Origin of the sequence: Tateyamaria pelophila, from assembly GCF_019966495.1 — a bacterium.
Taxonomy (GTDB): Bacteria; Pseudomonadota; Alphaproteobacteria; order Rhodobacterales; family Rhodobacteraceae; genus Tateyamaria; species Tateyamaria pelophila.
Window position 1 is genome coordinate 1 of the sequence record NZ_JAIMIA010000200.1, and the last position, 5,001, is coordinate 5,001.

4 protein-coding genes and 1 pseudogene are annotated in these 5,001 nt (G+C 63.4%); 1 reads left to right on the top strand and 4 read right to left on the bottom strand.

What is annotated here, in order from left to right; translation table 11 throughout:
- Window positions 1-166: 166 nt before the first annotated feature.
- The 4 genes and pseudogenes from LC354_RS26190 to LC354_RS26205 all read right to left on the bottom strand — a co-directional run bounded on the left by LC354_RS26190 (window position 167) and on the right by LC354_RS26205 (window position 3,879).
- A complete protein-coding gene (locus LC354_RS26190) occupies window positions 167-1,018 on the bottom strand; it encodes a sulfotransferase domain-containing protein (protein WP_223428899.1) in 852 nt (283 codons plus the stop codon).
- Window positions 1,019-1,075: 57 nt separating this feature from the next.
- A complete protein-coding gene (locus LC354_RS26195; protein ID WP_223428900.1) occupies window positions 1,076-2,098 on the bottom strand; it encodes a type 2 periplasmic-binding domain-containing protein in 1,023 nt (340 codons plus the stop codon).
- A 19-nt stretch (window positions 2,099-2,117) separates the two neighbouring features.
- Window positions 2,118-3,418: pseudogene (locus LC354_RS26200) on the bottom strand (TRAP transporter large permease).
- Complete coding sequence (locus LC354_RS26205) at window positions 3,415-3,879, bottom strand: TRAP transporter small permease (RefSeq protein ID WP_223428901.1); 465 nt, start codon at window positions 3,877-3,879, stop codon at window positions 3,415-3,417. Before LC354_RS26205 ends, LC354_RS26200 begins: the two are co-directional and overlap by 4 nt.
- Before the next feature lie 89 nt (window positions 3,880-3,968).
- Between LC354_RS26205 and LC354_RS26210 the strand changes: the two genes are divergently transcribed.
- The gene (locus LC354_RS26210) at window positions 3,969-4,910 is read left to right on the top strand and encodes a LysR family transcriptional regulator (RefSeq protein WP_223428902.1); all 942 of its coding nucleotides are present in this window, start codon (window positions 3,969-3,971) and stop codon (window positions 4,908-4,910) included.
- Window positions 4,911-5,001: the final 91 nt, after the last annotated feature.

Here is a 5,001-nt window from a genome sequence, read left to right on the forward strand (position 1 = left end):
GGGTGGACTCCCCCACGAAATCCACTTTCGCTAGCGAAATGCTGCGCTGCGCCCCCCCGTATACAAACTGGGCCGGGGAGGAACCATGCCAAGGGGGATGGTTCCTCCCCGGAGCTGCCGTTCATCAACAATCATGCTGATGTCAGCTTTCGCAGCAGGAATATTTTTATGCGGTTCGACAAAGCCACGCGGCCGATCGAACGTCCAGTTCGGTCCGGACCCGTCCGATCAATTTGGCCTGCTGCGCATGACTCAGGCTTTCGGCGGAATTGCTCTGACGGGAGAAGAAACCTGCGTCATCCTTGAAAAAGCCGGTCTTTGCCTGAGGAGCGAAGGCGTCTGAGTGGTTTCGCATGGCCGCCTTTTTGGTTCTGTCGAGTATCGCGCGCATCGATGACTGGTCGAGACTTGCGCCGATGCCATCGGACAGAGTGCGCAGCGCGGCAATGGGGGCTTCCGACATGTCGCGATAGTGGATCTTTACGGTCGATCCTGATTCTGATGTGCGAAAGTGGTGCAGCAGGGCAGACAGCGTGACGCCTTCGAAGCGCGCGTGATCCAGCGGGCGGGACAACAACGTATCAAAGGCCTTGCGCAGGGGGCCAAGGTTCGGATGGTCGGGCGGCGGCGCCGCCATGTTGCTCAGGTGCCTCCGCATGGACAAAAGGCAGTCTCCCGGATCGCGATAGACCGTGATGACCGCGACGCCATCGACCAGCGGCAGCCCGTCCAGTGGTGTGTGTGTCTTGAAAAGACGTCGGCCATGGGCGGCGTGCGCCCGGTGCACCGGAGAATCGGGATTGCCGCCGTGGAAGTCGACCCAGGGCGCGACCGAGGACAGCCTATCAAATCGCGCATCGGCCCCGTGAAGGATCAGATAGGCCATTGCCAGCGTCCAGGTGGTGCCGCTCTTTGGCGGTGTCGAGACCACGACGTCGCCGGGCCTGAGATCGACATCCGACCAGCGCGCACTGTCGAAGAGGCTGCCCTGGTAGCGCGGCAGGTGAGAACGCGTCATCGTGCACCTCCGTTGTGTGCGGGCCCTCGGCACCGCAGCGCCGCAGGCCCGGAGGTGTCAGTTCGTGGCCTGCTCGGCGGCGATCTGCGCCGTGTAGAACTCCAGTACCTCTTCACCGTCCAGGCCCAGGGCCTCCATGCGTTTCAGCCATCCGGCGACCGGGCCACCCGATGTGGCCAGCAACTCGGCCTCAAAGGCGTCGCTTGCGTCGATGACCTGCATCTGGCTGTCGAGGCTCTGCATTTTCGCGTCGTTGAGGCCGGTCCAGATTGTCCCGGCTGACCCGGCGAAGGCCGCGCCCGACAGGGCCATGATCGCGGTCTGATCCGCGTCCGAGATCCCGCCCCAAGCGGCATCGGAAATCAGGAAACTAAAGGCGGGCGTGAAGATCTTTTGCCCGGTCACGGTGATCGACTTGGCGTGTTGCAGGGCATTGAACTTCTCCGCGTCCCACGGCGGGATGCCGACGAAGCCGTCCACCACGCCGCTCTGGATCACTTCGGCCATCTGTACCGCAGGCCCCGAGACCACGTTGCCGCCCCCGGCGCTCAGGATCGCAGACGTCACGCCGGGCAGGGCCCACATCTTGCGATCCGTCGCATCGGCGAGCGTTTCGATGGGTGTGTCGTTCAGCGAATAGAAATCCCCGCCCGGCGCCACGAAGGCCGACAAAAGGTGCAGCCCGTCATATTCGTCGACGCCGGACAGATGCGTCTCGTAGGTGCGCCAAAGCGCGAGGGAAGAGGCCCGTGCATCGCCGGTCCCGGTGAAGGGCATCATTGCCACAAGAGGCCCCGCGATCTCGTCCGCGAGAAACCCGTTGAAGGTAAAGCCCGCGTCGAACAGCCCGCCCCGGATCGACTCGACCTGTTTGGGCGGCGGAGCAAGGCTGCGCGGCGGCACGCTGACCTTGACCCGGCCTTCCGTCGCCTCGGCCACATCCTCAGCCCAGGTCCCGAGGACCTCGGAGCAGAAGAAATGTTGCGATGGCCAGAAGCAATTGACCAGAAGTTCCTTTGCGTCGGCAGGGGCAGCCAGAAGGCTGGACGCCGCGAGCGCGGTAAATGCGAAAGATTTCATGGAAACTCCTTTCAAGAGTTCAGGTGCGGCCCAACAGGCCGGGAAGGAAGGTTGCGACTTGCGGGATCGCGATCACGATCAAAAGCACCGCCAAAAGCGCACAGGCGAAGGGCAGGACGCCCAGAAAGATCGTCGACAGCGCCGTGTCAGGGGCGTTGGCCTTGACCACGAAGACATTCATGCCGACCGGCGGCGTGATCAGCCCAAGCTCGACCACGAGCACCACGACGATGCCGAACCAGATCAGGTCGACCTCGGCCGCGATCAGCGCCGGCAGGAAGACCGGAACCAACAGAAGAAGGATGCCGACCGCCTCGAATACCGTGCCCATCACGATGGCGATGACCGCCACTGCGCAGACCAGCCCTGTGGGCCCCAAGTCCATCCGCGCCACCATGTCGACCACGGCGAAGGACACGCCGGACAGGTTGAGATATTGGGCAAAGACGCTGGCCCCGAAGATGATCATGAAGAGCGACGCGGTGACCGACGCTGTTTCGGCGAAGCAGCTTCGCCAGTCACGCAGCGTCTTAAGCCTGCCGCGTGCGAAAGCGATCGCGCCGGCCCCGAAGGCGCCGATTCCGGCAGCTTCGGTCGGGGTGAAGATGCGGCCATAGATGCCGCCCAGGACCAGGGCGAAGAGCGCCAGTACCGGCAGCGCCGCGCGCCCGGCCCGGTTCGAGCGCTCAGGCAACGGATCGCCTTGCGGCACCGGAAGCAGCGGCTTGCGAATGAGGCATATCAGAACGGTCAGCAGAAAGGCCCCCACCAGGACCAGCCCCGGCAGAAGGCCCGCCATGAACAACAGGCCGATATCCTGCTCGGCGATGCTGCCATAGATGATCAGCGGCACCGAAGGCGGAATCATGATCCCCAGCGTGCCGCCAGCGCGATAGTGCCGGTCGACAGCCTGTCGCCGTATCCGTGGCGGCGCATCGACGGCAGGGCCACGCGGACCATGGTGGCCGCGGTCGCAATGGAGGACCCGCAGGCGGCGGAAAAGCCCGCCGATGACAGGATCGTCGCGTAGGCCAGGACCCCGCGCAGTCTCGCAAACGCCATCTGGGCCGCATCGTAGAGATCCTGCGAAAGCTCTGCCCGGTGAACAAAGACGCCCATCAGCAGGAACAGCGGCACGACCGACAGCGGATAGGCGGTGGCGATGCCTTCGACCTCTTGGCCGATCAGGGTCATCGCCGCCCCCGGACCCCGGATCATCGCGACGGCAAGACCCGCCACCACAAGCGTGGCAAAGCCGATCCGCACCCCGACAAGACAAAGCCCGAGAATGAGAACAAGCACGATCACCGGCCCGATCATCGCGCTTGCCCCGTCAGATGAAGGACGGTCGCAAGCGCACACAGCAGCGCATAAAGGAGCAGCGGCACCGCCAAGGCGACTTCCAGCACCAGCGATTGCTTGCCGCGCAAGGCGGCATCCAGACCCATATGCGCCAGTTGCCAGGCGATTACCGCGAGGCCCGCGGCGGTGAAGACACCGATCACACCCGCCATCAGCCGCGGATAGCGGCGCGCCAGCCGCGGCGAGATCAGGTCGACCGCCACATGGTCGTCGCGCGCGCTGACAAGCCCGAGCCCACAGAACACAAAGCCGCACATGATCCACTGGATCAACTCACTGGCGCCGAAGAGCGGCCGATTGAACCCGTAGCGCCCGACCACATCCCAGACCGTCAACCCAAGCAGCACCGCCCCGAGCAGGAAGGCCAGCCATTCAAGCGCGGCCACGGTCGTGTGTCTGAGGGCAGAAGAAGTGGGCATCAAGGCAACCTTTCGCATTGATCCCACTATGAAGCGGCGCTAACTATTTCTGCAAATGATCCTTTGACACATATTCATAACCTAATGACATGCAGATTGACCCCCGCCACCTCGTCCAGCTCGCAGTGATCGTCGACAAGGCGAGCTTTACCGAGGCGGCGCATGAGCTGAACGTCACGCAGCCGGCCCTCAGCAAGACCATTGGACTGTTGGAAAAGCGGCTGGGCGCGCCCCTGCTCAGTCAGCGCAGGCCGGTCGTGCCGACGCCTCTGGGGGAAACCTTGGCGCAGCAAGGGCGCCTGATCGAGGCGTCGATGAAGGAGGCGGAACAGACCATCTCGGACCGGCAACGCGGCCTGCGCGGGCGCATCCGGCTGGGCGCGCCGCCATTCTTCCTGGAAACGCTTGCCAGCGATGTCGTGCGCGATTTCACCGCCCGGCACCCGGATGTGGCGTTCGAGTTCGTTGCGGGTTTCTTCGATGAGGTCCGGGACCTGGTCCTGCGGCGGCGGCTGGATCTCGCGCTTGGTCCCATGAATGCTACGCTGAATGCGCCATCCCTGCGCACCGAGACGCTGATCCTGTCCCAGAAGGCTCTGTTTTGCCGTGCGGGTCACCCCTTGCTGACAAGGTCCGAGATCACCGCCGATGACCTGGCTTCGTTTGGCTGGATCGGCCACTCACTGAACAGTGTCATTACGGCTGAAATGAAAACCGATCTGTTCGAGTTCGGGGTTGAAGGAGTCGAACTGGTGGTGGCCTCGGCGTCAGTCAGCCTCTTGCTGTCACTGCTGGAGACGACCGACTACCTGTCGTATTTGCCGATGTTCATGATGCGCGATGCCGTGCGGTCAGGGAGTATCAGCGCCCTTCCCGTGCAAGGTTTCGCCCCCACAACGCCGTTGGGTCTGATCCACGGTGTCAGCGCAATGTCGGACCCGCTGGTTCGCGCCTTCGCCGAAACGATGAAGAGGCATCTGACGGCCGCCGAGGCCGAACTGTTGCATCTCTTCCCAAGCCTTGCTCCCTGATATGGCGGCGCTGGACGACGACCTGAGCCTTTGCCAGATTTTTGATCTTCCCAAAAGCTGACATCCGCGCGACTCGCAGCTAATGACCGCT